This window comes from Streptomyces sp. NPDC002886, from assembly GCF_042888445.1.
Classification (GTDB): domain Bacteria; phylum Actinomycetota; class Actinomycetes; order Streptomycetales; family Streptomycetaceae; genus Streptomyces.
Genome location: NZ_JBIAPV010000001.1, coordinates 852157 through 877209, shown reverse-complemented (window position 1 = coordinate 877209; position 25053 = coordinate 852157). Strand labels below are relative to the sequence as shown.

At 72.5% G+C, this 25053-nt stretch carries 25 protein-coding genes and 1 tRNA gene; 14 read left to right on the top strand and 12 right to left on the bottom strand.

What is annotated here, in order from left to right; translation table 11 throughout:
- The first annotated feature begins 289 nt into the window (after positions 1 to 289).
- Complete coding sequence (locus ACFYYB_RS03930) at positions 290 to 1918, top strand: MBL fold metallo-hydrolase (RefSeq protein ID WP_389433058.1); 1629 nt, start codon at positions 290 to 292, stop codon at positions 1916 to 1918.
- A 56-nt stretch (positions 1919 to 1974) separates the two neighbouring features.
- On the opposite strand, the gene ACFYYB_RS03925 is transcribed toward ACFYYB_RS03930, so the two are convergent.
- Positions 1975 to 3117, bottom strand: coding sequence for a PP2C family protein-serine/threonine phosphatase (locus tag ACFYYB_RS03925; protein WP_389433057.1), 1143 nt, complete (start codon positions 3115 to 3117; stop codon positions 1975 to 1977).
- A gap of 95 nt (positions 3118 to 3212) precedes the next feature.
- Entirely contained in the window at positions 3213 to 5276 is a 2064-nt protein-coding gene (locus tag ACFYYB_RS03920) for a SpoIIE family protein phosphatase (RefSeq protein WP_389433056.1), read from the bottom strand.
- Between the two features lie 119 nt (positions 5277 to 5395).
- Here ACFYYB_RS03920 and ACFYYB_RS03915 point away from each other — a divergent pair, with 119 nt between their 5' ends.
- Entirely contained in the window at positions 5396 to 6289 is an 894-nt protein-coding gene (locus tag ACFYYB_RS03915; protein WP_389433055.1) for an SGNH/GDSL hydrolase family protein, read from the top strand.
- A 147-nt stretch (positions 6290 to 6436) separates the two neighbouring features.
- Positions 6437 to 7636 (top strand): MBL fold metallo-hydrolase, encoded by a 1200-nt coding sequence (locus tag ACFYYB_RS03910; protein ID WP_389433054.1) that lies wholly within the window; start codon positions 6437 to 6439, stop codon positions 7634 to 7636.
- A 100-nt stretch (positions 7637 to 7736) separates the two neighbouring features.
- Here ACFYYB_RS03910 and ACFYYB_RS03905 read toward each other — a convergent pair whose 3' ends face one another.
- Together ACFYYB_RS03905 and ACFYYB_RS03900 are read right to left on the bottom strand one after the other, a co-directional pair.
- Positions 7737 to 8834 carry a hypothetical protein gene (locus ACFYYB_RS03905; protein WP_389433053.1) on the bottom strand — a complete coding sequence of 366 codons (1098 nt, stop codon included), beginning with the start codon at positions 8832 to 8834 and terminating at the stop codon, positions 7737 to 7739.
- Positions 8835 to 8897: 63 nt separating this feature from the next.
- Positions 8898 to 9974 carry a hypothetical protein gene (locus ACFYYB_RS03900; protein WP_389433052.1) on the bottom strand — a complete coding sequence of 359 codons (1077 nt, stop codon included), beginning with the start codon at positions 9972 to 9974 and terminating at the stop codon, positions 8898 to 8900.
- A 526-nt stretch (positions 9975 to 10500) separates the two neighbouring features.
- On the opposite strand from ACFYYB_RS03900, the gene ACFYYB_RS03895 reads away from it, so the two are divergent.
- The 6 genes from ACFYYB_RS03895 to ACFYYB_RS03870 all read left to right on the top strand — a co-directional run bounded on the left by ACFYYB_RS03895 (position 10501) and on the right by ACFYYB_RS03870 (position 14736).
- A complete protein-coding gene (locus ACFYYB_RS03895; protein ID WP_389433051.1) occupies positions 10501 to 12102 on the top strand; it encodes an ATP-binding protein in 1602 nt (533 codons plus the stop codon).
- 38 nt (positions 12103 to 12140) lie between these two features.
- Complete coding sequence (locus ACFYYB_RS03890; RefSeq protein WP_389433050.1) at positions 12141 to 12620, top strand: roadblock/LC7 domain-containing protein; 480 nt, start codon at positions 12141 to 12143, stop codon at positions 12618 to 12620.
- On the top strand, positions 12617 to 13036 hold the full coding sequence (locus ACFYYB_RS03885; RefSeq protein WP_389433049.1) for a DUF742 domain-containing protein: 420 nt from the start codon (positions 12617 to 12619) through the stop codon (positions 13034 to 13036). The genes ACFYYB_RS03890 and ACFYYB_RS03885 overlap by 4 nt, the downstream gene beginning before the upstream one ends.
- Positions 13014 to 13655, top strand: coding sequence for an ATP/GTP-binding protein (locus ACFYYB_RS03880; protein ID WP_389433048.1), 642 nt, complete (start codon positions 13014 to 13016; stop codon positions 13653 to 13655). The genes ACFYYB_RS03885 and ACFYYB_RS03880 overlap by 23 nt, the downstream gene beginning before the upstream one ends.
- A 20-nt stretch (positions 13656 to 13675) precedes the next feature.
- On the top strand, positions 13676 to 14227 hold the full coding sequence (locus ACFYYB_RS03875; protein WP_389433047.1) for a GAF domain-containing protein: 552 nt from the start codon (positions 13676 to 13678) through the stop codon (positions 14225 to 14227).
- A gap of 80 nt (positions 14228 to 14307) precedes the next feature.
- Positions 14308 to 14736, top strand: coding sequence for an MmcQ/YjbR family DNA-binding protein (locus ACFYYB_RS03870; RefSeq protein ID WP_389433046.1), 429 nt, complete (start codon positions 14308 to 14310; stop codon positions 14734 to 14736).
- Here ACFYYB_RS03870 and ACFYYB_RS03865 read toward each other — a convergent pair.
- Together ACFYYB_RS03865 and ACFYYB_RS03860 are read right to left on the bottom strand one after the other, a co-directional pair.
- Positions 14723 to 15622, bottom strand: a complete 900-nt coding sequence (locus ACFYYB_RS03865; protein WP_389433045.1) for a transketolase family protein — start codon at positions 15620 to 15622, stop codon at positions 14723 to 14725. The genes ACFYYB_RS03870 and ACFYYB_RS03865 overlap by 14 nt on opposite strands.
- Positions 15623 to 15691: 69 nt before the next feature.
- Entirely contained in the window at positions 15692 to 16396 is a 705-nt protein-coding gene (locus tag ACFYYB_RS03860; protein WP_389433044.1) for a transketolase, read from the bottom strand.
- Positions 16397 to 16556: 160 nt separating this feature from the next.
- Between ACFYYB_RS03860 and ACFYYB_RS03855 the strand changes: the two genes are divergently transcribed.
- Positions 16557 to 16633 (top strand) — tRNA-Pro (locus tag ACFYYB_RS03855).
- A gap of 137 nt (positions 16634 to 16770) precedes the next feature.
- Here ACFYYB_RS03855 and ACFYYB_RS03850 read toward each other — a convergent pair.
- Positions 16771 to 17622, bottom strand: coding sequence for a class I SAM-dependent methyltransferase (locus tag ACFYYB_RS03850; RefSeq protein ID WP_389433043.1), 852 nt, complete (start codon positions 17620 to 17622; stop codon positions 16771 to 16773).
- A gap of 231 nt (positions 17623 to 17853) precedes the next feature.
- On the opposite strand from ACFYYB_RS03850, the gene ACFYYB_RS03845 reads away from it, so the two are divergent.
- Positions 17854 to 19224, top strand: coding sequence for an FAD-binding oxidoreductase (locus tag ACFYYB_RS03845; protein WP_389433042.1), 1371 nt, complete (start codon positions 17854 to 17856; stop codon positions 19222 to 19224).
- On the opposite strand, the gene ACFYYB_RS03840 is transcribed toward ACFYYB_RS03845, so the two are convergent.
- The 3 genes from ACFYYB_RS03840 to ACFYYB_RS03830 all read right to left on the bottom strand — a co-directional run bounded on the left by ACFYYB_RS03840 (position 19221) and on the right by ACFYYB_RS03830 (position 20292).
- Positions 19221 to 19505 (bottom strand): hypothetical protein, encoded by a 285-nt coding sequence (locus ACFYYB_RS03840; RefSeq protein ID WP_389433041.1) that lies wholly within the window; start codon positions 19503 to 19505, stop codon positions 19221 to 19223. The genes ACFYYB_RS03845 and ACFYYB_RS03840 overlap by 4 nt on opposite strands.
- 68 nt (positions 19506 to 19573) lie before the next feature.
- Complete coding sequence (locus ACFYYB_RS03835) at positions 19574 to 20161, bottom strand: RNA polymerase sigma factor (protein WP_389433040.1); 588 nt, start codon at positions 20159 to 20161, stop codon at positions 19574 to 19576.
- A 41-nt stretch (positions 20162 to 20202) separates the two neighbouring features.
- A complete protein-coding gene (locus ACFYYB_RS03830; RefSeq protein ID WP_327303218.1) occupies positions 20203 to 20292 on the bottom strand; it encodes an LPXTG cell wall anchor domain-containing protein in 90 nt (29 codons plus the stop codon).
- Between the two features lie 147 nt (positions 20293 to 20439).
- Between ACFYYB_RS03830 and ACFYYB_RS03825 the strand changes: the two genes are divergently transcribed.
- The 3 genes from ACFYYB_RS03825 (at position 20440) to ACFYYB_RS03815 (ending at position 23106) form a co-directional block, all read left to right on the top strand.
- Entirely contained in the window at positions 20440 to 20742 is a 303-nt protein-coding gene (locus ACFYYB_RS03825) for an ArsR/SmtB family transcription factor (RefSeq protein WP_389433039.1), read from the top strand.
- A complete protein-coding gene (locus tag ACFYYB_RS03820) occupies positions 20739 to 21131 on the top strand; it encodes a VOC family protein (protein WP_389433038.1) in 393 nt (130 codons plus the stop codon). Before ACFYYB_RS03825 ends, ACFYYB_RS03820 begins: the two co-directional genes overlap by 4 nt.
- Before the next feature lie 121 nt (positions 21132 to 21252).
- Complete coding sequence (locus ACFYYB_RS03815; protein WP_389433037.1) at positions 21253 to 23106, top strand: hypothetical protein; 1854 nt, start codon at positions 21253 to 21255, stop codon at positions 23104 to 23106.
- A gap of 54 nt (positions 23107 to 23160) precedes the next feature.
- Here the strand turns inward: ACFYYB_RS03815 and ACFYYB_RS03810 are convergent, their stop codons facing one another.
- Positions 23161 to 24240: an NUDIX domain-containing protein gene (locus ACFYYB_RS03810; protein ID WP_389433036.1), complete on the bottom strand. Its 1080-nt coding sequence runs from the start codon at positions 24238 to 24240 to the stop codon at positions 23161 to 23163.
- A gap of 138 nt (positions 24241 to 24378) precedes the next feature.
- Positions 24379 to 25011, bottom strand: a complete 633-nt coding sequence (locus tag ACFYYB_RS03805) for a LysE/ArgO family amino acid transporter (protein ID WP_389433035.1) — start codon at positions 25009 to 25011, stop codon at positions 24379 to 24381.
- Positions 25012 to 25053 lie beyond the last annotated feature (42 nt).

Below are 25053 nucleotides of genomic sequence, written 5' to 3'. Positions count from 1 at the left end.
CGGGGAGGCGGCCCGGGGCGCGACACCGAAGCTATCCCCACCTCCCCGCCCCCGGTCCCACCTCATGACGGGTCCTTGACGGCGGGCGGCCCAGTCCATACGGATCGCTGACGGGCCGCGGCGGACGGGGGGTTGGCGCCGGATCCGGGTGCTTCCGGAAGCGGGCCTCCGGGAGCTTCGGGCCACGAAAACCTAGCGAGTGCTCGGTAGGTTACGTTACGGTTCCGCAATCGAGGTCTCGAGGTCCCGAGGCTTGGCGGCGCGATCCGCGATCGGGCTGGAGGCTTGAATGGCGATGTGGCGCATCGGTACGACGACGATCCACAAGGTGGTGGAGGCGGAAGTCGCCGTTTCCCCCACGGTGGCCCTGCGGACGGAAGACACCGCGCTCCTGAAGAGGTACCCGTGGCCCGGTCCCGGTTACAGCAGGGCGGACGGCTCCTTCCTCATCTCGGTGCACGGACTGGTCGTGGACACCGGCACCCGCCGCATCCTGGTCGACACCTGCGTGGGCAACGGGCGGGTCTCGGTGCCGATGCTGCGCATGCTCGACACGGCGTGGCTCGAAGATCTCACCGCCCTCGGATACCCCCCGGAGTCGATCGACACCGTCGTGTGCACGCACCTCCACTTCGATCACGTCGGGTGGAACACCCGTCTGGTGGACGGGAAGTGGGCGCCGACGTTCCCCCGTGCGCGCCATCTCGTCACACGGGTGGAGTGGGACCACTGGTCCGGCGAGAACGACGCCGGTCTCGAGGACACGATGCGGCCGCTGGTCCGGGCGGGCCTCGTCGACCTCGTCGCGACCGACCATCAAGTGTGCGACGGAGTACGCCTGGAGGCCGCCCCCGGGCACACCCCCGGTCAGGTCGCCGTCGTGGTGGAATCCGGGGAGGAGCGCGCGGTGATCACCGGCGATCTCGTGCACCACCCCGTGCAGTTCATCGAACCCGACGTGCCCAGCCTCGCCGACGTCGACGCCACGGTGGCGGCGGCGACACGACGGGCGTTCGTCACGCGGTACGCGGACACCGGAACGCTCGTCATCGGGACGCACTTCCCCGCCCCGACGGCCGGCCTCCTCCGGCGCGGAGGCGACGGGACCGTACGGTTCGTCGCGGACGGGCCACGGCCCGTACGAAGCCCGGCGGATCGGCGCCGAGAGGTGGCCGACGAGGACTTCGAGACACGCGTCGAGGAAGCGCGGCAGGCCACCATGACGGGCTGGGACTTCGGTTGGCTGAAGGGCCGGGCGGACGGCGAGGGCCCCTTCTGGGACTACGAGCGGCATGCCCGAGCCCTGCTCCCGCGAGCTGAAAGCCTCCTGGACATCGACACCGGCGGCGGTGAACTCCTGGCCTCGCTCGCCCCGTTGCCGCCTCGGACCGTGGCCACCGAAAACTGGATGCCCAACCTTCCCCTGGCCCGGCAGCGCCTCTCCTCGCTGGGTGTGGAGGTCCAGCGGGCGGCGGGCTCGGACTTGCCCCCCGGACCCTTCGATCTGATCCTCAACCGGCACGGACTGCTGGATGCGGCAAGCGTCCGCGCGGCGCTCGCGCCCGGTGGCCGGCTCCTCACGCAGCAGGTGGGCAGCCGCAACCAGCTGGAACTGAACGAAGCCCTCGGCATCCCCTCACCCGCCGATTCCGGCAGCTGGACCCTGGCCGTCGCCGTCCGGGCACTGGAAGACGCGGGCCTTCACGTGACCACGGCGCGCGAGGCGATGAGCCCCTACACCTTCCGCGACATCGGAGCGGTGTTCTACCAACTGCGGGCCATCCCGTGGCAGTTCCCGGGATTCGAGCTCGCCGGGCATGAAACCGCTCTACGCCGGCTCGATCGGCACATCAGGAGCACGGGCGGATTCACCGTGCACGACCACCGGTTCTTGATCGAAGCCCGGGCGCGGAGTTGAGGGTCGGGCGGGGCGTTGAGGGTCGGGCGGGGAGTTCAGGGTCGGGCGGGGCCGCTTCACGTGAGCCGGTCGATGAGGATCATCGCCACGTCGTCCGTCAAGAGGCCCTCGGTGTGGCGGATCAGCGCCTGGTGCAGTTCGTCCAGGAACTCCTGGGGGGAGGTGTCCGCGGGTATCCGCTCCATGGCCTGCGGCAGGGGGAAGAACGCGTCGGAACGGTCGCGGGCCTCGATCACGCCGTCGGTGTAGAGCAGCAGCCGGTCGCCGGGCAGGAACGGGTGGGTCTCGGGCGGGGCGGGAGGGCCGCTCACGAGGTCTTCGAGCCCGAGCGGCGGCATGGGTGAGGCGGGCATCAGGGCCTGGACCGTGCCCCGGCGCAGCACCAGCGGAGGCGGATGGCCGCGGCTGACCAGGTGCACCACCGGTTCGTCCGGCACCTCGGCGACGAGCGCGGTGGTGAATCCCTCCAGGAGGACCTCGGGAAGTTCCGCCTGGGAGTAGGTGCCCGGGACGGTCGCCTCCCGCCGCAGCGCGGCCGCGCAATGGTTCATGACCTCCTGCAGATCCTGCTCGTAGTGCACGGCCTCCCGGAACGCGCCCAAGGCCACCGCGACCGCGCGTATGGCAGACAGCCCTTTCCCCCGTACGTCCCCCACGATCAGCCGGACGCCGTAGCGCGTCTCCACGGCCTCGTACAGATCTCCGCCCACCTGGGCCCCCGTCCCGGCCGCGAGGCACATGCTGGACGCCCGCAGCGGGCCCAGGAGCTCGGGAACGGGCCGCAGGACGACCTCTTGGGCCGCCACCGCGATCCGGCGGACCTGGTCGAGTTCGCTCTGCCTGCGCGCGCGCACCGCGTTACTCAGGGTGACGCTGGCCACGGACACCACGATGATCCCCAGGAAGTTGCCGATGATCAGCTGGGTCTGGGTTCCCCACGACTGGTTGTACGTGGCGGAGGTCGCGTTCACGGCCGCGGCGAGGGCCGCCGCGGACAGCGTGCCCACTGGGCCCATCGTCAGCGCGGCCAGCGCCGGAGTCGTGGTGAGGACGGGGCCGGTGACCAGGTCGTGTGCGGGCGAGAGCTCGATGCCCAGCACGCCCAGCGCGATCGCGAAGGGCGCGCACTGGGCCAGTGCGAACAGGAGCGTGCCGTGAGCCCCGGTTCGGCCGGGAGGCGGGCGAGGATGTGACCCCATGGGACCAGACTGCCTCGCGGAACCTGTTACGGCCTCCCGGAAATCCGTGACCCCTCTCATCACGCGCACGGTCGGCCCTCCTTCGCGCGCGCGGTCTACGGAGCGCGGTGGACGCGGGCGAGGACCAGAACGGTGTCGTCGGTCGGCGGGGTGGGCAGCAGGCTCGCGAGGACGTGGTCCGCCATCGCCTCCAACGGCTTCGGGGCTCTTCGCAGTTCGACCCGCAGCGCTTCCAGGCCGGCGTCGATGTCCCGGCCACGCGCTTCGACGAGGCCGTCGGTGTACAGGGCGAGGGTCGCGTTCCGGGGGAGTTCGATCTCGGTCGTCCGGAAGGGGAACCCGCCGACGCCGAGAGGGACGCCCAGCACCTCGTCGATGGTCTCGACCGTGCCGTCTGGCCGGAGCAGCAGGGGCGGGGGATGGCCGGCGCTGGCTACGCGGGCGCGGCCGCTCCGCGGGTCGTAGGCGATGTACAGGCACGTCGCCAGCTCGATGCCGGCCTCTTGGGCGCACGCGTCGAGCTCGGCGAGCAGATCGGCGGGCTCGCTGTCGTGCCTGGCCAGGGCCTTGGTGGTGATGCGGAGGCGGCCCATGGCGGCGGCGGCCGACACCCCGTGCCCCATCACGTCGCCCACCACGAGGACGACCCGGCTGTCGGGCAGGTTGATCACGTCGTACCAGTCGCCGCCGACCTCCGTGATGCGGCTGCCGGGCACGTACCGGTGGGCCACGTCCACGTACGGGCTGGTCGCCAGCACGCTGGGCAGCAAGGCCCGTTGCAGGGTGATCGAGATGTCCTGGACGCGGCTGTACAGCCGGGCGTTGTCCAGACAGATCGCGGCACGTGAGGCGAGCTCACCGGCAAGGCTGACGTCGTCCTTGGTGAAGGCCGGCCGGTCGGCGGACCGGCCGAACATGGCGATGCCCTGGACGGTGCCCCTGGCGATGAGCGGGGCGATGAGGACGCAGGCCAGGCCGCTCTCGGCCAAGAGCCGCGCGCGCGACTCGATGAGGACGGTCCGGGCCAGGAACTCCTCGTCCACCACGGCGGAGGCGGCGCGGCCGGTCCGCAGCATGTCGTGGATGACGGAACCGGGGGGATACCGCAACGACTCCACCCCGCTCACGAGCTCGGTGGCCGGAGGGGGCAGGATCGTCCCCGACGCGATCCGGCGGGTGAAGAGCGGTAGCCCCGGATCAAATTCCGCCGCCTCGTCCATCCACTCCACGAGTTCGACCACCGCGCCGTCGCAGAAGTCCGGCATCGACGCGTCGACCAGCTCCTGGGCCGTGAGGTTCAGGTCGAGGGTGGTCCCGATGCGCGTGGAGGCCTCGGCGAGCAGGGCCAGCCTCCGACGGCCCGCGGTGGCTTCCAGGATGGCCTGTTCCCGGTCGGTCACGTCCACCATCAGCCCGCCCACTCCGGGGCGCGAGCCGACCGCCTGGCTCAGGGGGAAGAAGCTCACCGACCGCACTTGGTCACGGTCCGGATGGCCGCGCGGGCGCGTGCCCACCAGCGCCCCCACGACCGGCGGCCCGCCCAGGGCGACGGCCCGGAGCATGTTCCGGTACTCGCCGCCGTCGGACATGATCATGAATTCGTCGATGGGCCGCCCGAGGTGCGCCTCGATCGGGAGGCCGTCCATGTCGGCGAGCGCCTGGTTGAGGTGGACGTACCGGAGGTCCGGGTCGAGCATGACCAGCCCGATGGGGCAGGTCTCGAAGAGCGCGTCGAGGAAGGCGAGGTTGGTCTTGACCCGGTCGAGCTCGTCGCTGCGGCTCGCCAGGACCATCACGACCGAACGTCCTCCGGCTCCCCGCATGGAGAAGGCCCGGAAACCGCATTCGAAGATCGTGGCGTCACGACGCCGTGCCGTCAGCCGGCCCCTCCAGTACCCGAGCGTCCGGCCCCGTTCCGTGAGCCGGGCGCAGGAATCGGAGCCGCTCCGGAGCCCGTCGGCGAAGAGGACCGCGCCGGGCTTCGACAGCACGGCGGTGGAGTCGTACCCGAAGAGGTCCCGCGCGCCGGGCCCCCAGTGGCAGACGAGGTCGCCGTCATCGAGGCCGAAGACGGCCACCGGCACGTGCTCCAGCAGAGCCCCCGGCTCGGACCAGAACGGGCCGTGAGCCTCCTCGCCCCCCGGCAGGGCCGATGGCACGGGACGTCCCCTTCCACCCGCAGTTCCATCCAGTATGGCGCGGGGTGGTGAAGATCACGGTCCGTAAGGCCCTGGCTACGGTCGCGTAGGTCTTGATCGGCGGGGAAGTATGGGCTCCCGTGGCAGCGACGACGACATCCAAGACGAAGACCATCGGCTCGTACGCGGCGCTCGGGGACAGCTTCACCGAGGGCGTGGGGGACCCGGGACCGGGGGACACCTTCCTCGGCTGGGCGGACCGGCTGGCCGCCCTCCTGGCCGATCGGTTCGAGGAACGGTACGAGCACTCCGCGGCATCCGGCGGCTCCGGTGCACCCGCCGGCTCCGGCGACCCCGGTGCCCCCCGCCGGTCGGGCGAATCCGGGGGGCCGGCCGGTTCCGGAGCGTTCCGCTACGCGAACCTGGCCGTACGGGGCCGGCTGCTGGACCAGATCGTGGCCGAGCAGGTCCCCCGGGCCAAGGAGCTCGCACCGGACCTGGTGACCTTCTGCGCGGGCGGCAACGACATCATCCGGCCCGGCAGCGATCCGGACGCCGTCGCCGACCGGTACGAGGCGGCCGTGCGCGACCTCGCCGGATCCGTCGGCCTGGTCGTCATCACCACCGGCTTCGACACCCGCGACGTACCGGTCCTCAAGCACATGCGGGGCAAGATCGCGACGTTCAGCGCGCACGTCCGGTCGATCGCCGACCGCTACGAGTGCCCCGTGCTCGACCTCTGGTCGCTGAAATCCATACAGGACCGGCGGGCCTGGGACGACGACCGGCTGCACCTCTCGCCCGAGGGGCACACCAGGGTCGCCCTGCGCGCCGCCCAGGTGCTCGGCCTCGACACGCCGGCCGATCCGGACCAGCCCTGGCCGCCGATGCGGCCGCGCGGGTCCGTGGACACCACCCGCGACAACATCCACTGGGCCCGCGAGCACCTCGCGCCGTGGATCGGCAGGCGGCTGCGCGGGGAGTCCTCCGGCGACCACGTGGAGCCGAAGCGGCCGGACCTGCTGCCGCTGTAGAGGCGGAGCGGCAGGTGGCGCGGGGGTCGGCGGGCAGGGGGCGGAGAGCGTTCGCGGGCGCGTAGCGGAATCCTTGGGGGGTGTCGCGCGTTGGGATGGTGGTAATCATGAGAACGCCCTGCCCGCACCCCCCACACTGGAGGCGCCTTGACCGGCTCCCGTCCCTTGCGTCCACGGCTGCGCGCACTGCGGCCCGAAGCCTTCGGCGCGGACCCGTCCGGTGCCCGGCTGGAGCGGATCCTGCGTTCGCCGAACTTCGCCGACGGAATCTTCCAGAACCCGGCCGGGACCAGGACCAGACCCTCCGGATCCATGGCCGAGTTCGCCAAGATCTACTTCCACAAGGAGCAGCGGCTCCGGCGCAGCCCCGGCGCGCCCATCCCGGTCTACCCGACGACCCTCGCGGAGATCTCGAAGCCCCCGGCGAGCGGCCTGCGGCTGACGTGGATGGGCCATTCGAGCGTGCTCGCGGAGATCGACGGGCGCCGGGTCCTCTTCGACCCGGTCTGGGGCGAGCGGTGCTCCCCCTTCCCCTTCGCCGGGCCCAAGCGCCTGCACCCGGTCCCCGTACCGCTGGCCTCGCTGGGCGAGGTCGACGTGGTGGTCATCTCGCACGACCACTACGACCACCTCGACCTGCCGACGATCAAGGCACTGGCCGGTACGGACACGGTCTTCGCCGTGCCGCTCGGCGTCGGCGCGCACCTGGAGCGCTGGGGCGTCCCGGCCGACCGGCTGCGCGAGCTCGACTGGAACGAGACCGCCAAGGTCGCCGGACTCTCGCTCACCGCCACCCCGGCCCAGCACTTCTGCGGGCGCGGCCTGCGCAACCAGCAGTTCACCCTGTGGGCGTCCTGGGTCGTCGCGGGCGACGAGCACCGGATCTACCACAGCGGGGACACCGGCTACTTCTCCGGCTTCAAGGAGATCGGCGCGGCGCACGGCCCCTTCGACGCGACGATGATCCAGATCGGCGCGTACTCGGAGTTCTGGACCGACATCCACATGACGCCCGAGGAGGGCGTGCGCGCCCACCTCGACCTCCAGGGAGGCGTCGCGCGCGGCACGATGCTGCCGATCCACTGGGGCACCTTCAACCTGGCCCCGCACCCGTGGGACGAGCCGGGGGAGGGCACGGTGACGGCCGCCGAGGGCGCCGGGGCGGCGATCGCCCTGCCGATTCCGGGCCAGCCGTTCGAGCCGGGTGCGGCGGACGCGCCGAGCGCGCCCTGGTGGCGGCCGTTCGTGGCCGCGGGCTCGCCCCCGCCGCCCGCGCCGGCCCGGCCCGTGGTGGCCGAGCGGCCTGCGGCCGTGACCCGTGAGGAGCCGGAGGCGGTGGGCTCGTAGCCTCGTAGGCTCGGCGGCCTCGAAAGGCGGAGCGGGACCTCCTGGATCAGGAAGTCCCGCTCTTCGGTCGTGCCGGGGGAGCCGGAGGGGCCGAGGGGAGCTACTGCTTGTGCCCGTGCCGCACGTCCAGGCACAGCGCCCAGACGTCGGAGTAGCTGCCGGGGGAGGCCGAGCCGCCGCTGTGGGTGAAGGCGGTCCAGTGCGACGGGTCGGACGCTCCGTCGCCGGCCGGGGTGCCCGCGGCGTCGCCGGGGAAGCTGCCGTTGAGGTGGGGGCCGCCCGAGGTCGCCTTGGCGAAGTCGGTGGTGGTCACGTTGCCGCCGCTGATGGCGGCGCCCCCGCTGACCAGCTGCCCGTCGGCGCGGGAGCAGCCGACCGTCGCGGTCTGTCCCGTGGAGCCCGTGTCCGGGCCGCTGACCTCGCGGAAGCGGACCGTCGTGGAGACGTGCTTGAGATCGGCGCCGCCCGCGCCGCATATCGCGTAGGCGAAGGTCATGTTGTCCGGGCCGCGTCCGCCGCCGATCCCCCCGACCGCGGTCCAGGAGTCGGGGTCGTTCTCGCCGTCGCCGGCGGCGATCGAGCCGAAGTGGTGCTCGGCGTCGCTGAAGGTGGGGAAGCTCGCGATGGGCTTCAGGCTGCCCGCACTGGCCGGGGTGGTGCGGGCGCCGCCGCCGAGCAGGACCGTGCCGGCCGGACAGGTCGCCGTCACCAGACGGGCCGACTGCGAGGTGGAGGGCCCGGCGGCCTTGTTCATCACCACCTGGGTGTGCCGGATCAGGTGGGAGCGCAGGCACATCGCGTAGGAGGTGGTGGAGAGGTCGGCGTTGCTACGGGCCCCGGTCCCGCCGAACGCCAGCCAGTGCGCGGCGTCGAGGCCGACGACGCCCGGGGTGCCGGCGTACTCGGTGATGCCGTCGGCGCTGGGCGCCATGCCCATCACGTGACTGCCGTTGGAGTTCTCGTCGTTGCCGATGGCCTGGAGGATCCCGCCGCCGGAGACGGGGCTGCGCCCGCAGTCCGCCCGCGAGGAGACCTCGGCGAAACCGGTCGTGGGGCCCATGGTGGCTCCGGGGACGCTGACGGTGACGTCGGCGGTCTTGGCGTACGCGGATCCCGGTACGGCCAGGGTCAACAGGGCGGCCAGGAGCAGGGCTTTGCCGGTGGTGGCGGCGGGAGCCCGCCGGAGTGTGGTGCTCATCGGATTCTCTCTCTCGACGTCAGGTACGGGGCGGGGCGAGGCGGACCGTCCGGAACCGCCGCCTCAGACGCCGTCGTCGGCGCACAGCGCCCAGACCGCGGTGTCGGTGCCGGGCGAGGACTGGCCTCCGGTGTGGGAGGCGGCCGTCCAGTACGCCGCCGTGGTGGTTCCGTCGGCGACGGCGGCCCCGCCGGAGGTGCTGGGGAAGCTGCCGTTGAGGTGGTCGCCGCCCGAGCCCGGACCGGTGAAGTCGGTGGTGGTCACGCTGCCCGCGCTGATCGCGGCACCGCCGCTGACCAGCTTCCCGTCGTTGCCGCCGCAGCCCACGGTCGCCGTCTGGCCGGTGCTCCCGGAGGTCGGGCCGCTCACCTCGGCGTAGCGGACCGTCACCGTGGCGCCGGTGACGGTGATGCCGTTACCGCTGCAGATCGCGTAGGCGTAGGTGTAGTCGGCGGCGTTGGCGCCGGAGTCCCAGCCGACCGCCGACCAGGAGTCGGGGTTGGTCTCCCCGTTCGCCGCGGCCCTCGCGCCGTAGCTGTGCGCGGAGTTGTTGAAGGTGGGGAAGCTCGCGATCACCTTGAGGCTGCCCGTGGTGCCCGGGGTGGTCCGGGCGCCGCCGCCGAGGAGGCGGGTGTTGGCCGGGCAGGTCGCCGTGACGCGGCCCGCCGTCGCCCCCGCGGTGGGGGTGTTGGCCTTGTTCATGACGACCTGGGTGTGGTTGATCAGGCTGCTGGTGAAGCACATCGCGTAGGGCGTGGTGGAGAACGAGGCGTTGACCTGGCCGCCGCTTCCGCCGATGCCGAGCCAGTGCGTCACGTCCGTGCCGACCACGCCGGTGGAGCCGGTGTACTCGGTGGTGCCGTCGGGGCTGGGCGAGGTGCCGTTGACGTGGTTGCCGTTCACGCTCGCGCCGGTGCCGATGGCCTGGTTGATGCCGCCGCCGGAGGCCAGGCCGGAGGCGCAGTCCGCGTGCGTCGATATCTCCGAGTTGCCGGTGGCGGGTCCGCTGGTGGCCCCGGGGGTCTTCACGGTCACGCTCACGGTGTTGGCGTAGGCGGTTCCCGGTAGGGCCAGGGCCAGTACGGCGCCCAGGGCCAGTGTCCTGCCCGCGGCGAAGCGGCGCAGCAGTCCTGTGGTCATGGAGATCTCCTCAACTGATAGGCGATGGGCGGGTCCGGTGCGCACGGGCGTCGTCGGTGCGGAGCTGTCACGGCATCACAACGGCTGTCTGCCTCGCGGATGTACGCCGCTCAGGGGCAGACCGGGACATGGACCGGCCATTGCGCCGCTCTTCATGAGCGGCGCATGCGGACTCTAACAGCCCTTTATCGCTGCATCTACTGAGGAAATTCTTCGAATCGCGCCGCATCTGCCGAAGTGGAGTAGGTGACTCCCGAGTAGTCGGCCGCCGTCGCTGGGGCGGAAGGGGGTCGAGGTGCGGGCGGGGGTTCCGGGAGAGGGCGCGTGCCGGCGGAGCGCCGGGGAGTGCGCGCTCCCGGCGCATTCGGGCTGTCGTGCGAGCGCTCCATCGGGAGCGGGAAGCACCCGGGCGAAGTTCCCCAACTGGCCGTCCTGGGGCCGAGCATGCGGTCTAGCGTGGGTATCCGGTGATCAACACCGGATCCCGGGAAGCCCGGGGGCCGGGCCCCACATACCGAGGACGCCGATGTCCGGACTCCGCGCCGCCCGCCACTCCCCGTCGAGACACGCCGTCACCGGTCCCGGTCGGCAGATACGGCCCCAGCTGATCCGCGCCGCCCTGCTGCCCACGCTGGCCGCCGGGCTCAGCGGCGCCGCCGCGGTGATCTTCGCGCTCCAGCTCGGCGGCGGCGCGGGCGCCCGCGACCCCCGGCTGTGGCCCGTGCTCAGCGGCTGCGCGCTGCTCTTCGCGGGCGCGCTCGCGGCCGCCCTGCTCGGGGCCCAGCGCGCGGCCAAGACCGTCCGCGACCGCTGCGAGGCCCTGCGCCGCTCCAGCGTCCGCGGCCGCCAGGAGCTGCACACCACCGCCGACCGGCTGGAGCGCGGCGAACTGCCCGCGCGCCCGGTGCGCGGCGGGCCGGCCGCGCCGTCCTTCGGTCCCGAGACGGCGGGAATCGACGAGTTCTGGCTGCTGGCCCAGGAACTACGCGGGGCCCGCGAACAGGCCCACGCGACCCTGGTCCGCCTCGGCGGACCCGTCACGCCCTCCGACAGCGACCGCAAGGTCGAGGTCTTCGTCAACCTCGCCCGCCGCCTCCAGTCCCTCGTGCACCGCGAGATCTCGCTGCTGGACGACCTGGAGGACACGGTCGAGGACCCGGACCTGCTCAAGGAGCTCTTCCACGTCGACCACCTCGCCACCCGGATCCGGCGCCACGCGGAGAACCTCGCGGTGCTCGGCGGAGCGGCCTCGCGCCGCCAGTGGACCCGGCCCGTCGACCTGAGCGAGGTGCTGCGCTCCTCGGTCGCGGAGGTCGAGCAGTACACCCGGGTCAAAGTGGTGCCCCCCGCGGGCGGTTCCGTACGGGGCCACGCCGTCGCCGACGTCGTGCACCTGCTGGCCGAACTGGTCGAGAACGCCACCGTGTTCTCCGCCCCCGACACCGATGTCGTGGTGCGCGCGGAGCGGGTCACGGCCGGGATCGCGGTCGAGGTGGAGGACCGGGGCCTCGGGATGCCGCCCGAGGAAGCGCACCGGATGAACGCCCTGCTCGGCGACCCCGACCAGATCAGCGTCCGGCAGCTGCTGGCCGACGGGCGGATCGGCCTGTTCGTCGTCTCCGCGCTGGCCCGCAGGCACGGGATCGCCGTGGAGCTCAAGTCGAACATCTACGGCGGCGTGCTCGCCGTACTGGTCCTGCCCCAGGAGCTGTTGGGGGCCGAGGCGCCGAGCGCGTCCGACGCCCTGGGCGGCTCCCGGGCCACCGCCTGGGGGACCGGCGAGGGGGCGGGAGCGCCACGGCTGGAGCCGGTACGGGTGCCCCTGCCCGGGGCGCCGGAGCCCTCCGGAGCCCCGCCGGTGGCGCCGGGCCGGGACGCCGGCGTGAGGACCGTCGTGGCGGCGCCCCTCGCGCCGCCGCTCTCCGCCGTACCCGCCGCCAGGGACGGCGGCGAGCGGCCGCCGCTGCCCCGCCGGCGGGCCCAGGAGCACCTCGTGCCCCAGCTGCGCGAGGCCCCGGTGCCCCGGCCGGGCGGCGGCGAGGGCGCGGAGCGGCCCGTACACGACCCCGGCCTGATGGCCGCCTTCCAACGGGGCTTCGGCCTCGCCCAGTCGGAGCACCAGACGTGACCCCGGTCCCTCACCCGACAGCTAAGGAGCGCACCCCCATGGGCGGCGAAGCGGCGACCACGATCAGTACGACGTCCACGATCAGCACGGCAGCCACGATCAGCACGACGACCACCCGGCTCTCGGACCTCGACTGGCTGCTCAGCGGCCTGGTCCAGCGGGTTCCTTACACGCGCAGCGCGGTCCTGCTGACCGCCGACGGGCTCGTCACCTGCCTGCACGGACTCGACGCCGACAGCGCCGACCACCTGGCGGCCCTCGCCTCCGGGCTGTACGCCCTGGGACGCAGCGCCGGGTCCCGGTTCGCGGAGGGCGCCGAGGTCCGGCAGGTGGTGGTCGAGCTCGACACCGCCCTCGTCTTCGTCTCGGCGGCCGGATCCGGCACCTGTCTGGCCGTACTGGCCGACCGGGAGGCCGACGCGGGCGTGCTCGGCTACGAGATGGCCATGCTGGTCAAGAGCGTCCGCCCGTACCTGGCCGCCCCGCCGAGGCGGCCCGCCGCCGACACGGAGCGATGAGGGCCCGTGCCAGGGGGGCGACGGCGCCGGGGGGACCGCGCGACGCGCCGTGGCTGGACGATTCGGCGGGCCGGGTCATCCGTCCGTACACCGCGAGCGGCGGGCGGACGCGCGCGTCCGTCGCCCTCGACCTACTGTCGCTGGTGACGGCGACCGGCGTGCGCCCGCGCGTCCCGCTCGGCGCCGAGCACGTCCTCGCGCTCCGGCTCTGCGCCGGCTCGGCCGCGGTCACCGTCGCCGAGGTGGCCGGACACCTGCGGCTGCCGGCGGTGGTGGTCAAGGTCGTCCTCGGCGACCTGATGGAACAAGGAGCCGTGACGGTGCGGGCGCCCTGCTTCCCGACCGGCGGCTCCTTCGCCGACGACGACCAGTCCCTGCTCCGGGCGGTGCTCGATGGCCTGCGCAAACGGCTCTGATCCGGCCGCCCGCGGAACGTCGGCGACCTTGAAGATCCTGGTCGCGGGCGGGTTCGGGGCGGGCAAGACCACTTTCGTGGGCGCGGTGAGCGAGATCGAACCGCTGAGCACGGAGGAGCTGCTGAGCGGGCCGGGCGAGGCCGCCGACCCGCTCGACGGGGTCGAGGCGAAGACGACGACGACCGTGGCGCTGGACTTCGGCCGGATCACCCTGGACGAGCGCAACGTGCTGTACCTCTTCGGCACCCCCGGTCAGCAGCGCTTCTGGTTCCTGTGGGAGGAGCTGTGCGCGGGCGCGCTCGGGGCGGTGGTGCTCGCCGACACGCGCCGCCTCGCCGACTGCTTCCCTGCCGTGGACTTCTTCGAGCGCCGGGGCGTCGGCTTCATCGTCGCCGTCAACGAGTTCGACGGCGGGCATCGCTACACCCCCGGCGAGGTGCGGGACGCCATGGGGATCGGCGCGCAGGTGCCCGTCGTGCGCTGCGACGCCCGCCTGCGGAGCTCCGGAACGGGGGTGCTGGCAGCCCTGGTCCATCACCTGCTCGACGGGTCGCACCCGACGCGTGCGAGGTACCCGGAATGCGAGATGTCCATGAGGTCCGCGCGGCGCGCGGAGTGACGTGATGTGGGGGAGACACCATGACGTACTACGAATCCACCGGACACCTGCTGCTCACACCGGTGGACCGGGAGGCGCCGGCGCGCGTACTGCGCTTGCGCGAACTGGGGCTGGGGGAGCGGACGGACGCCGAGCTGGACGCGTTCGCGCGGCGGGTCGCGGACGAGCTCGCGGCGCCGTACGCGGGCGTCAACTTCATCAGCGAGGAACGGCAGTTCTTCGCCGGCCTGCACCACGCGGCCGACGCCCCGGCGAGCGGCTACCCGGCGCGGACGCTCCCCCGGGACCACGGGTACTGCCCGCACGTGGTGGTACGACGGCGGGCGCTGGTGCTGGAGGACGTACGGGACTTCGCGCGCTTCGCGGGCAACGCCGTCGTGGACGAGAGCGGCGTGCGGTCCTACGCGGGAGCGCCGCTGACCGACCGGCGCGGGATCGTCCTGGGGACGGTGTGCGCGGTGGACGTGGTGCCCAGGCGGTGGGGGCTGGCGGGGCTCGCGGCCGTGAAGGAGCTGGCGGCGGAGCTGGTGGAGCTGCTGCACGAACGGGAGGACCGCACGGCCCGGGGGTGAATGTCAGTGCCCGGGTCTACGGTCGAGACGAGGCACCATCCGTGCCCGTGTTCGGGCCCGTGTCGGAGAGGAGTCGGGGGATGGCCACGACGGCGGAGGACGTCCGGGAGATCGCGCTGTCGTTCCCGGAGAGCAGCGAGAAACTCGCCTGGGGCATGCCCACTTTCAGAGTGGGCGGAGCCAACGGGAAGAGCGGCAAGATCTTCGTGGCGCTCGGCGACGACGACACCTCGATCGGGGTGAAGTGTCCCCGGGAGGACCGTGCGGAACTGATCGCCGCGGAGCCGGAGAAGTTCTTCCTACGGCCCGGCCACGACGACAACTACGACTGGCTCCGGGTCCGGCTGGCGGCGGTGGAGGACACCGCGGAGCTGCGCTCGATCCTGACCGACTCCTGGCGGCAGGCGGCCCCCAAACGCCTGGCGGCCGCCCATCCGGAGCTGGAACGCTCGGGGCCGAAGGGGTCGAACGGGCCGAACGGGCCGAAGGAACCGCTCACCGCGGAGTGAAGGCGGCGATCCGCGCGCGCAGCGAGGCCGGGTCGAGGCCGTGGGCCGCCGTGTGCTCGTCCATCGTGCCGTAGCGGCGCAGCTCGGCCCGGCCCACCCCGAGGCCGAGCACCCGGTGCGGTACCGCTTCGAGTGCCCGGTTCGCGGCGGCCGTGGAAGTGCCCGCGAGGTACGGCTCGACCAGCACCACGTCGGCCGGGCCGTGCCCGACGGCGGTGCGCAGTGCCGCGTCATCGAAGGGCCGTACGGTCGGGGCGTACAGCACGCTCACATCCATGCCCTCGGTCGCGGCGAGGACGTTGTCGAGCAGGGGCCCGACGGCGACGACGACGCCCGCACGACCCTCCCGTACGGTCTGGAAGTGCAGGCCGGCGACGGGACGGGCCGCCGTGTTCGACTGCGCGGAGAGCCGGACGTAGACCTTGTCGTCCCCGGCGGCGTAGGCGTGGCGCAGGAGCGCCTCGGCCTCGTCCGGGTGGCCCGGGACGTGCACGGTCCAGCCGTCCAGGGTGTCGAGCAGGGCCACGTCGCCCGGCGCCATGTGGGTGAACCCGCCGGCGGGCCAGTCGTAGCTCGCGCTCGCGCTGACGAGGACCCCGCCCGTGCCCTGGTGCCCGAAGTCGAGCTTGACCTGCTCGAAGGGCCGCTCCACGAGGAAGCTGGCGAAGGTGTGCACCACCGGGCGCAGCCCCGTGAGGGCCAGGCCCCCGCCCACGCCGACCAGCAGCTGCTCGCGGATGCCGACGTTGATCACGCGGTCCGGATGGCGCTCCTGGGCGGGCCGGAAGCCGTCCATGGTGATCTCGGCCAGGACGACGGCCAGGCGGGGATCCTCGTCGAGTGCCCGTGATGTGACCGAAATGAACCGCTCGCGCATGGTGTCCATGTCTCCCCCTCGGAGATCGCTACTGCTTCGACTGCTTCGACTGCGTGATCCGTGCTTCTTCGGCGCTCTTCACCGCTTCTTCTCGACCCGGGCGATCACGGCGTGCGGCCGGCCCGGGTGAGGTGTGGTGTACGCGGTGTGCAGTGCCGCGTGGTCCCGGCCGTCCACGGTGACCGCGGACCAGCCGGCGGCTTCGAAACGGGAGGCGATGCCGCCCTGCCAGCCGTGGGTCGCGGAGTCGTTGTCGATCACGATGGTGTGCAAGCGCTCCAGCCCCGCCGAGCCGGCGTACGCGAGCGCCTCGTGGTTGCTTCCCTCGTCCAGCTCGGCGTCCCCGATCAGCACCCACACGGCCGGATCGGTGAGCCCCTGGGCCCGCAGCCCGAGCGCGCTCCCGACGGCGAGCGGCAGTCCGTGCCCGAGGGAACCGCTGCCGATCTCCACTCCGGGGATCAGGGTGCGGTCCGGGTGGTGCCCGAGGGGCGAGTCGTACGCGCCGAACCCGCTGAGCCAGTCGACCGGGAAGAACCCCTTGGCGGCGAGGACCGCGTAGTAGGCCATCGGTCCGTGCCCCTTGGACAGCAGGAACCGGTCCCGTCCCGGATCCTCGGCGTTGCCGGGTTCGACCCGCAGGATCCGGTCGTAGAGCACCCACAGCGCGTCGAGCGTGGAGGTGGCGGCGGGGCCGTGCTTCTCGGCCCCGGTCATGAGGGCCATGAGGGCCCCGAGGTCTTCGTGGCGGAACCGGGCGTCCGCGGTCGCTGTCCGTGTCATGGACCGATCGTGCAACCTCAAGCGTGCTTGAGGTCAACCACCGCCCGGTCGGCCCTCGCCCGCCCCGCCGCGGAGCGGAAAGGTGCGCGCGACCACCTCTGGAAGTGCGGTATCGTTCTCCTGCGCGTTCAAACAGGGGAAACCCCAGGTCAACGCGTATCGGGACGTGGCGCAGCTTGGTAGCGCACTTGACTGGGGGTCAAGGGGTCGCAGGTTCAAATCCTGTCGTCCCGACCATGCGGAAACGCAGGTCGGAGGCCGTTCTCTCGTTCGTGAGAGGGCGGCCTTTGTCATGCCCGGCCGCTTTCGGCCTTCGTCGCGGTCTTCGTCACGGTCTTCGTCACGGCCTTCGTTGGCCTGGGACACGGCCTTCGTTACGGACGGGCCGCCCGGATGATCCAGGCCGCCGAGTCGTAGAGGACGCCGGCGGCGGTGTCGTGGGCGGTCAGGGTGGCCCGCAGGCCGTCGACGGCGCGCCGCCGGCCCTCGTCGTCGAGTCCCTCGAGCATCCAGCCGAGCATGCCGAGGGTGAACCGCTCCGCGTCGTCGGCGTCCTCGCCGAACCACATCGCCTCGGTGTGGGCTTCCAGCCGGACGTCGGTGAAACCGGCGGTCGTCAGCACGCTCCGGACCCGCTCCGGGTCCGCGAGCCCGAACGGCCCGGGAGCGTCGGGTGCGGGCGTGGGCGGCGGCCGTCCGGCGGCCAGGGCGCGGGTGAACGAAAGGAACCATTCGTTGCCCGCCGGTGCCTGCCAGACCAGCTGTACGAGGCGTCCACCGGGCCGCAGCGCGCCCGCGATGTTGCGGAAGGCGGCGACCGGGTCGGCGAAGAACATCGTCCCGGTGCGGCTGACGGCCAAGTCGAACCCCGTGGAGGGGAAGGGATGGACCTGGGCGTCGGCCTGGACGAAGTCGGCGTTGCCCAGTCCCTCGGCCACCGTTCGCTGCCGTGCCACGCGCAGCATCGCCGCCGAGAGGTCCACGCCCAGGGCCCGGCCGCCGCTCGCCCGTCGCGCAGCGTCGCGGGTGGTCTGGCCGGTGCCGCAGCCGATGTCCAGCACCCGGTCGGTGGCGGACACCTCGGCCGCCGCGAGGAGGTGCGTGCGATGGGGGCCGATCGCACGGTCGTACCGATCGGCGTGTTCCGCCCAGTACGCGCCTTCCCGGCCGTCCCAGGCGCGGGCCTGTTCGGCGTTGGCGGGATCCACCCGAAGAGTGCTGGTCATGACCACTACCGCCTAGGTCGGCAAAGGGCTCCGAGGGGGTGATGGGGGGCTATTTCCTGAGTACGCCTCAAGGGGGGCGATGTCCACCTGAGCTCGCGCACCGGCTCCGGATTGCCGCTCCACCCATTCGGCGTAGCGTGAATCGGGGGCGGCCTTATTCACCGGCAGACAGTCCCGGGGCGGCTCGACGCAGGCCACACGTGCCGAGCCGGGGCGCAAGGAGCGATGGCCATGGGCAACCTCTCTGTGGACCAGCTGAGTCAACGGGTACGCGGCACCGTCGTCACGCCGGGGGACGAGGACTACGACGAAGCCCGCACGGTCTACAACGCCATGATCGACAGACGGCCGGCCGTAGTCGTGCGCTGCGCCAACGCGGGCGATGTCATGGCCGCCGTCGACTACGCCCGGGAGAACGGGCTCGACCTGGCCGTCCGGGGTGGCGGGCACAGCGTGCCCGGCTTCGGCACGTGCGACGACGGCGTGGTCGCCGACCTGTCCGCGATGCGCGGCGTCCGCGTGGACCCCGTACGGCGCACGGCGCGCGCCGAGGGCGGAGCGACCTGGGGCGACTTCAACGCGGCCACCCACGCCTTCGGTCTGGCGACGACCGGCGGGATCATCTCCACGACCGGCGTCGGCGGCCTCACCCTGGGCGGCGGCATCGGCTACCTCGACCGCGGACTGGGGCTGAGCTGCGACAACCTGATCTCCGCCGATGTGGTGACGGCGGACGGACAGCTCGTCGTCGCCAGCGAGCAGGAGCACGAGGACCTCTTCTGGGCCCTGCGCGGCGGTGGTGGCAACTTCGGCGCGGTCACCTCCCTCGAATTCCGGCTCAGCCCCGTGAAGGACATCTACGGCGGGCCGATCCTCTACGAGCTGGACAGCGCCGGCGACGTGCTGCGCGCCTACCGGGACTTCATCGCCGACGCGCCGGAGCAGCTCGGCGCGTTCCCCGCCTTCCAGATCGCCCCGCCGCTGCCGTTCATCCCCGAGGACCGGCACGGCGACACCTTCATCCTGATGGTGTCGTGCTGGGCGGGCCCGGTCGAGGAGGGCGAGCGCGCCCTCCAGCCCATCCACGACTTCGCCCCGGTGGTCGCGGAGCACGTAGGCGTCATGCCGTACCCCGCGCTCAACAGCGCCTTCGACGCCCTGGTGCCGCCCGGTCTCCAGCACTACTGGAAGGCCAACTTCGTGACGGAGCTGAGCGACGAGGCCATCGAGGCGCACCTGGTGCACGGCCCCCGCGTGCCCGCCGTGAACTCGACGGTCCACATCTACCCGATCAACGGCGCCTGCCACCGGGTCGCCCCGGAGGCCACGGCCTTCGCCTACCGGGACGCCTCCTTCGCCACCGTCATCGCCGGCATGTGGCCGGACCCCGCCGACAACGAGGCCAACACCGCCTGGGTCCGCGACTACTACGAGGCCACCGCCCCGCACTCGGAGGAGGGCGGCTACGTCAACTTCATGGCGGACGACGACCAGGACCGCATCCGCGCCAACTACAAGGGCAATTACGACCGTTTGGTCGCGGTCAAGGGAACCTACGACCCGGGCAACCTCTTCCACCTGAACCAGAACATCAAGCCCTAGCGGTCCATGGCTCCCCGGTCTTCGCTGTCGGGTGGGCCTGGGCGAGCGAGGGTGCAGACGCCGTCCGCGCACCGGCGCTCCAGACGGCCGCGCGAGATGGTCTGCGCCAGGCCGACCATCCAGCAGGTGGGGCAGCCGCGGAAGGCGACGAGGGCCAGTGGGGCCGCCAGCAGGGTGACCGGACCGGCCACGGGCACCAGGGCGATCGAGCCGACGATCAGCCCGAAGCCGATGGCGCCGCGTGCCAGGTGGCGCGGGACGGACCTGCTGGCGTAGTTCATGTCGGTCCTCCCACGACCGGCTGCCGTTGATCGTGCGGGTTCCACCGTGTTCAGCTCGTTCAGCGTGTTCACCGCCGTGTGTCTCCTTCTGCTCGTGCGACTGGTCGGTCGAGCGCCGCCAGGGAGTGGCGCAGGGCCGCGCGTGCCCGGTGCAGCCGCGATTTCATCGCGGTCGTGCTCAAGCCGAGCGCATCGGCGACCCTCCTGCCGGGCAGGCCCTGGACGTCCCGCAGGATCAGGACCTGGCGCTGGTCACGGGGCAGGGCGCTGATGGCGGCGGCGACCCGCTCCGCCTCCAGCCGGTGCAGCGCCGAGTCCTCGGCGGACGGTTCCGCGGGCACCGGGTGGTCCGGGGCCGCGGCCGCGTCGCCCCGCGGGACGACCAGCCGTAGCTGCCGCAGGCACTCGTTGCGCACGATCCGGAACATCCACGACGCGAGGGCGCCCGTGGCCCGCAGGGTGCCGATCTTCCGGTAGAGGATGATCAGCGCCTCCTGCGCCGCGTCCTCCGCGTCCTGGGGGGAGGCGCAGAGGGAGAGGGCGAACTTGCGCACATGGGGCTGTGACTCCATGACGACGGTGGTGAGCGAGGTGACGTCGCCGTCCTGGGCGGCCCTGATCAGCCGCTCGTCCGGCCAGGTGAAGCGTTGGTTCATGTACGGCTCATTCCCGGAAGGTCTCCCGTGCCCGGCTCTGGTCAGGCCCGGCTCTTGTAGCGCCGGACGAGGTGCCAGCCGCACGCGCCCACGAGCAGGGCTCCGATCACTACGAGGCTGGTGATCATCATGGTGTTTCCTCCTGGATCCGTCGGCCCGTTCGGCCGGTACGGGGACAAGAGGCGGGGAGGCCCGAAAAGGATTCACCGGTCTTGGGCAGTCTTCTTCAGCGGTCCCCCGAGTTGATAGGCAAGTCGCTGCTTGCCTATGCTGGGGTCGTGGCCGACGAACTCTTCAGAGCTCTGGCCGACCCGACCCGCCGCACCATCCTCGACGAGCTCGCGGAGAAGTCCGGGCAGACGCTGTTCGAGATCTGCTCGCGGCTGACGATGAAGCACCAGCTCGGCATCTCGCGCCAGGGCGTCTCCCAGCACCTCGCGGTGCTGGAGGCCGCCGGACTCGTCGAGACGAGGCGGGAGGGCCGGTACAAGTTCCATGACCTGAACACCGCCCCGCTGCGGCACATCGCCGAGCGATGGCGCACGCCCGACCCGTCCGGACCGGAAGAGAGCACCCCATGAAGATCCACCTCACCAGCGTCTTCGTCGACGACCAGGCCAAGGCCCTGCACTTCTACACCGAGGTCCTCGGGTTCGTGAAGAAGCACGACGTCCCGCTGGGCGGAGGGGCCCGGTGGCTGACCGTGGTCTCTCCCGAGGAGCCCGGGGCCGCCGAACTCCTCCTGGAGCCCGCCGGTCACCCCGCCGCCAGGACCTACCGCGACGCCCTCGTCGAGGACGGCATCCCGCTCGCCCAGTTCGCCGTCGACGACGTCACGGCGGAGTACGAGCGGCTGCGCGGCCTCGGCGTCCGCTTCATCCAGGAACCGCTGGAGATGGGCCCCGTCACCACCGCCGTCCTCGACGACACCTGCGGCAACCTGATCCAGCTCGCGACCGAGCCGAAGTAACCGCCTGCCGGTATTGCTGCGCTCATGCGAACGTGCGTGCCCTACCCTGCGGTGATCCACAACCAGGACATGCGCAGAAGGACTCACGATTCCCATGACTCGCCGAAGAGCCGGTGCACGAGTGCCCCGCGCACTCATAGCCGTTCTCACGCTCATCCTCCCGCTCACGGCGGCAGACCTGCTCTCCGCACCGGGCGCGTCCGCGGCGACCCCGACCAAGCCCGAGGTCACCGGTGCCGGAGCCTTCGAGGGGAACTGGGCGCCTTCCGCCGAAGGCAACAAGCCCGTCCCCTGCAACGGGCTGATGGGCAACGGCGGCCTGGTGCTGACCGCGGGCCTGCGCGACAACGACGGTGGGACCGTCACCCCTCGGTTCGTCGTCACCACCGCGGCGGGTGCGGCCGTACCGGTTTCCGACGTCACCACCGTGCCCAGCGGCGGCACGGCGACCGCGAAGGTCCTCGCCCGGAACCTTCCCACCGGCAACTACACGTGGAAGGTCCGGGCAAAGGACCAGGAGGGCGCCTACAGCGCCTACACCGCCGCGTGTGCCTTCAGCGTCGACGCGGACGCGCCCGCGGAGCCCGTCACCGTCACCAAGGAGGACGGCAGCGACCTCACCACCCAGCCGGTGCGCACCAAGATGCGCCTCAAGTTCAAGAACCCGGCCACCGACCTCGCCGGGTTCTGCTGGGCCATGGACCGCCCCCTCTCCGTGTCCGGCACTCCTTGCGGCGGGAACAACTGGATTCCTCTAGCCAACGGCGCCAAGGAAGCCACCGTCGAGGTCAACCTGACGGTGTCGCCCCGCCACACGCTGGCGGTCCGCGCTTTCGACAAGGCGGGCAACGGCTCGTCCACCACCGACATCTCGCTGGCCACGTCCCCGGCCACCTTCGTCTACCCGGCGGGGCAGACTCCGCTGAACGGGACGCGCACGGACCTCCTCGGCGACCTCGACGGCGACGGCTTCGTCGACCTGCTCGGCCCCGAAGCGGACGGCGGCCTGCGCTTGTACGCAGGCAACGGAGCCGGTCGGGTGCGGTCGCGCGTCGTCGCGGAGTCCGGTTGGAAGGGTGCGCTGATCGCGCACGGCGGTGACTTCGTCGGATTCCGCGGTTCCTCGGCCGCACCGGACGGCTTCGAGGACGTCATAGCCCGCTTGAGCGACAACAAGCTGTACGTCTATCCGGGCAATGGACAGGGCGACCCCTCGTACGCCACCCGTCAGGAGCTGGTCCCGCCCGTCGGCCTCGGGTCCACGGGCTGGGGGCGGCTGCAGCAGATCCTCGCGCCCGGCGATCTGGACCAGCGCACGGATGCCGGCTTCAGGAAGGGCAACGACCTGGCCGTCGTCGAATGTGTGGACGACGCCTGCTCGGCCGCCCGCCTGCGCGTCTATTCCGGCCGGACCCTGTCCGACGGAAGCGCGGACCAGACCAAGCCCTTCGACTTCAAGAGCCCCGCGTTCACTGGCGGCACCAGCTGGAAGAACTACACGATCCTCGGCATCGGGGATCAGAACGGCGACGGAGTCAAGGACATCCTCGCCCGCAACAAGCTCGACGGGAAGCTGTACCTCTATCCCGGCAAGATCGCCGCGGACGGCACGTTCGGCCTCGCGCCCCGCACCACCTACGCCGCCGGGGGCTGGCAGCCCGGCGTGCGCCCGGTGATCGTCAGCCGGGGCAACGCCCAGGGCACCGTCGTCAGCAAGACGATCACCAGCGACGGCCAGGTCATCCCGTACAAGCAGTTCCGGCCCAAGGCGGGTGACGAGCAGGGCGACCTGTGGGCGACCACTCCGGCCGACCCCAAGCTCGTGGTGAACTACGTGGACAGCGCGGGCAAGGCGGCCACCACCACCTGCCCCACCGGCTGCCTGGTCTTCTACCCGGGCGGTCCCACCGGCCTCAAGGCGCCCCTGCTGGTCGGCGCGAGCGGCTGGGCCACCAGCGTCACCAACCTGTTCTGACCCGACCCACCCCGCACCACGAGCGGCGCCGCCGGACCGTCCGGCGGCGCCGCTTCATGCGTTGTCGGTCCGGTCCACCGGTCGGCCCGCGTGCAGTTCGACGGGGCCGTCCGCGGTGGTGCGCGCCGTGAGGGAGGCCTCGATCTGACGGCGGAGGGACGGTTTGGTGTAGCGGCGCAGTTCGGGTGGGGGGACCGCGCGCCATGCGAGGAGTTCCACACCGGGCAGGCGGATCCGGGCCAAGGCGGCGGCGTCGAGGGTGCCGCCGTCGTAGAGGAAGCGGACCCGGGCCGGATAGCCGGGCCGGTGGGACCAGTTGACGGCGAGCAGCCGGCCCGGGGCGAGGTCGAGGCCGAGCTCTTCGAGGACCTCGCGGCGCGCCGCGGCGCGCGGGATCTCGCCGAGGTCGCTGTCGATGCCGCCGCCGGGGAGGTTCCAGTGGTCCGGATCGCCGTAGGCGGGCCGCACCAGCAGGACCCCGCCCGCGGAGTCCGTGAACAGCACGCTCGCCGCCGTGAGCGCTTTGGGGCGGGCGGCGCGGTGGCCGGCGGAGTCGTAGGCGCCCGCGTGTTCCAGTTCCGCCCGGCGCGCGGGGTCGAAGCCGGCCGGGGAGCCGGGCTGCGGCACGCCCTCGATCAGGTGCGCGAGGGAGCCGGAGTACAGGGCTGCCAGTGCGGCGCGCAGGCGGCCGCCCTTCCGCGTGCCCAGGGCCGCGTAGGCCTCGTCGGGGGTGAGCCAGCGCGCCTCGGTGACCTCCCCGTCCGGGAAGGAGATCGCGGAGGTCTCCTCGGGCGTCAGCGGGCCGACCAGGTGGACGTGGACGACGAGGGAGCGCCCGAGGGGCCCCGGCGGGCGTGAGTCCACCGCGAGCAGCCGCCCCACCGGCACGCTCAGGTCCAGCTCCTCCTTCAGTTCGCGGGCCAGCCCCTCCTCCGGGGTCTCGGTGTCCTCCACGCCCCCGCCCGGGAGCTCCAGATCCGCCTTGTACGAGGTGGTGAGGACGAGCACCCGCCCGCGCGGGTCCAGCACGATCCCGGTGGCGGCCACGAGGGGGGAGGGCTGGGCGGCGTAGTAGGCGCGGACCGAGTCGGTGTACGGGGACGCGGGCGGCGGCGGCGGGGGCTGATCCGGCACAAGGGCTCCTGGGGGCGGGCGTGCGGGCGGGGTGGGCACGGTGATCCGTACCCACTCGGGGAGGGTCCATGGGGTGGACCTCGGGGGACGGCGGCAGGTGGCGGCGCCCGAGCCGGCGGGCGCCCGGCGCGGAAGGGGTCAGGCCCGGGCGAGGAGCAGGCCCCCCATCGTGACCATGGTGGCCGCGACGAGTCCGTCCAGGGCCCGCCAGGCCGAGGGCCGGCCGAGCGGGCCGCTGAGCAGCCGGGCGCCGTAGCCCAGCGCGCCGAACCAGGTGAGGCTCGCCAGGACGGCCCCGGCGCCGAAGGCCCAGCGCAGGTCGCCGCGGCCGGCGGCCAGGGAGCCGAGCAGCAGCACGGTGTCGAGGTACACGTGCGGGTTGAGCCAGGTCATGGCCAGGCAGGTCAGCACGGCGCGCCGGGTGGCGGCGGAGGTGGAAGTGGAGGCGGCGGCGGGGCCGTCGAGGGCGCGCGGGCCCGGGCGCAGCACCCGGCGGGCGGCCAGGGCTCCGTAGCCGATCAGGAAGGCACCGCCGACGAGTCCGACGAGGGTGAGGGCCGCGGGCCAGGCGGTGACGAACGCGCCGACGCCGGCCACTCCCAGGGCGATCAGGGCCGCGTCCGAGAGGGCGCAGATGGCGACCACGGCGAAGACCGACTGGCGGCGGACGCCCTGGCGCAGGACGAAGGCGTTCTGGGCGCCGATGGCGACGATCAGGGACAGTCCGGTGCCGAAGCCCGCGAGGGCCGCGGGGATGATGCCGTGGTTCATGGCTTCGACCGTAGGCGGCGGCGCGGCGAGGAGTACAGCTAA